We start from the raw sequence: 2,416 nt of genomic DNA on the forward strand, positions 1-2,416 counted from the left end.
GCGGCACCGTCATGCATGAAGTGAATCACGAAAGCCGGTCCGGAGGAATCCCTCGCCCCCCAAACTGCCCCGCTTACGCTTTCGAGGGGACGCGCCCTACACCTCCCCGCCGATGTGGCCAGCCTCACCTACTGGTATGTGCCCGTCTCCTGGCTGATGCTGGGCCAGTTCCGCTCGCTCGACATCATCCCGAAGGTGAAGGCGCCGATCCTGATCCTGCATGGCACGGATGATCGCACCATCCCGTTTGCGTTCGGCGAGCGGCTGTATGCGGCCGCCCCCGAGCCGAAGCGCTTCGTCCGCATCGAGGGCGGGAGCCACTCCCAAAACCTGGAGCAGGGCGGGATCGAGGCCCGCCTGGCAGACCGCTCTACAGACAGCGCTGGCACGTCACGTCGACTACCATAGGTCCGATCATTCTCGCGACAGCTTCGCGGCATCAGCGGAAAGGCTGCGAGATCTCGCACATGCGGACCGGTCTGTTCCCCGAGGCTACGCGGCAATGTGACGAGCCCCGGAAGCTTGGGGCAGGACAGCCTGATGCCCATTTACATCCTATGCCGCACAAGGGATCTTCACCCCGCACTCTCGACCTGTTCGAGTACACGCTGACCATACCGAGCCCGCCGTCCGAACCGGCCTCCGCCTCGGCCAGGCCACTGGAGCTTGCCGGCTTATCGGATGCTGAACTGGCACAGCATCTCGGTCGGCTCTTGGAGGAAGTGCAGCGCCGGCTGCAGGAGGGCAGGGGCAAACGGCCGGAACTGGAGGCGGCAGCCCGACAGGCCAGCCTGTCGCTCAAGCACCTCGCTCCAGCCCCTGCAAAGCAGGGCAGATCCGTAAGAGCTGGCAGAACCGCATCGCTGCTGCAGGAGGGACAGCGCAAAGCCGTGCGGGCCGCTGTTCTGGCCGGCGTAGCACCCACTCAAGTGGCGAAACACTTCGGCCTGTCGCTGGCTGCCGTGCGCAAGGTGCTCGAAGAGACCACGTAGTCTCGGCCACCGGTAGTTGTTGGGCCAGAGATTACTGGCTCGTCCCAGACAGGCGAGCCGGGGTACCCCGAACGAACGTGCCAGAGCCGAGGCTTCTCGCCGCCCGGCACTTGCGCACGGCCGCGGTTCAGTCAACCATCAGCACATGAAGCTGTCCTCGCTCTTGCTGGCCGCTGGCCTGTTCCTGACGGCCTCTCCCGCCGATGCCTCTCCCCTGCTGCTGGTGGATGCATCCACCGGGGACGTCCTGGCCGCCCAGGAGGCGACCCGGTCCTGGCACCCGGCCTCGCTCACCAAGCTGATGACGGCCCATCTCGCCCTCATGGTAGTCCGATCAGGCAAGCTCGCCCTGGACACCTCCATCGTCCTGAGTGCGCGGGCTGCTGCTCAGGCCCCCTCAAAGTTGGGGGCCCCACCGGGCACCTCTCTCCGCCTGGAGGACGCGCTCCGCGTCATGTTGGTCAAGAGCGCCAACGACGTGGCGGTGGCGATCGCGGAAGCTGCCAGCGGCAGCGAGGCAGCATTCGTTGCAGCGATGAACGCGGAGGCCTCACGTCTTGGGATGAGCGGCACGCGCTTTGTCAATGCCAGTGGCCTGCATGATGACCGCCAGGTGACCAATGCGCGGGACATGGCCGTGCTCATGCTGGCGGTCCTGAGCTCTCATGCGGGCTACGCCGACCTCTTCAGGACGTCGGCTGTTGCGGTCAACGGTCGGACGCTCAAGAACACCAATAAGCTGGTGGAGGACTATGCCGGCCTGGAGGCAACGAAGACCGGCTACGTCTGCGCCTCGGGGTTCAACGTAGCCGTCTCGGCGGTCCGCGGTGGCAGGCGGGTTGTCGGGGTGGTGCTCGGGGCTCCCAGCGCGGCGACGCGGACCCGGATCACGAAGGAACTCCTCGACATCGGTCTTGCGGGAGCGACAAGCTCCATCGGCAATCTCCGCATGGTGAGAGCCGACGCTCCTGCACCAGGCACCGACCTGCGTCGCCTCAAGTGCGGCCGACAGGGTCCTGCAGTCGCGGGAACCGTCACCGCCGGTGGTGACGGAAAGCCTACAGCGGTCCTGCCGCTTCGACGTTGATAGTGGGCCGGCGCGCAAGCCGGAGAGCTGATGCGAACACAGGAGTTCACCCGCCGCTCCCGTGCTCAGGGCCTCATCTAAGGTGGTTGAGAGCGGATTGAATTGCCGCGGCAACACCGACATCTAAGCTGTTGGGCTAAGACAACATCTGAGTGCCATCTTCGCCATCTGCAGGCGGAGGCCGACCAGAGCCTCTGACTTTTAATCAGAGGGTCCTGGGTTCGAGTCCCAGCGCGCTCACCACCTCAAACCCTTAACCCGCAAGGGTTTATCGATCTTCATTCAGCTTCAGCGCTCAGGCTAATTGTTCTTCGGGTAACACGAAGGGTAACAGCAG

The 2,416-nt window shown here is 64.7% G+C and carries 3 protein-coding genes; all 3 read left to right on the forward strand.

Translation table 11 applies throughout. The features are described 5' to 3' along the window. The first annotated feature begins 114 nt into the window (after window positions 1-114). A complete protein-coding gene (locus tag DC522_RS33155) occupies window positions 115-408 on the forward strand; it encodes an alpha/beta hydrolase (protein WP_116532649.1) in 294 nt (97 codons plus the stop codon). 59 nt (window positions 409-467) lie between these two features. Beyond that, window positions 468-992, forward strand: coding sequence for a hypothetical protein (locus tag DC522_RS33160; protein WP_245444754.1), 525 nt, complete (start codon window positions 468-470; stop codon window positions 990-992). Window positions 993-1,137: 145 nt separating this feature from the next. After that, window positions 1,138-2,079, forward strand: coding sequence for a D-alanyl-D-alanine carboxypeptidase family protein (locus DC522_RS33165; RefSeq protein ID WP_116532651.1), 942 nt, complete (start codon window positions 1,138-1,140; stop codon window positions 2,077-2,079). Window positions 2,080-2,416: the final 337 nt, after the last annotated feature.

It is taken from the genome of Microvirga sp. KLBC 81 (assembly GCF_003075415.1).
In the GTDB taxonomy this organism is placed as follows: domain Bacteria; phylum Pseudomonadota; class Alphaproteobacteria; order Rhizobiales; family Beijerinckiaceae; genus Microvirga.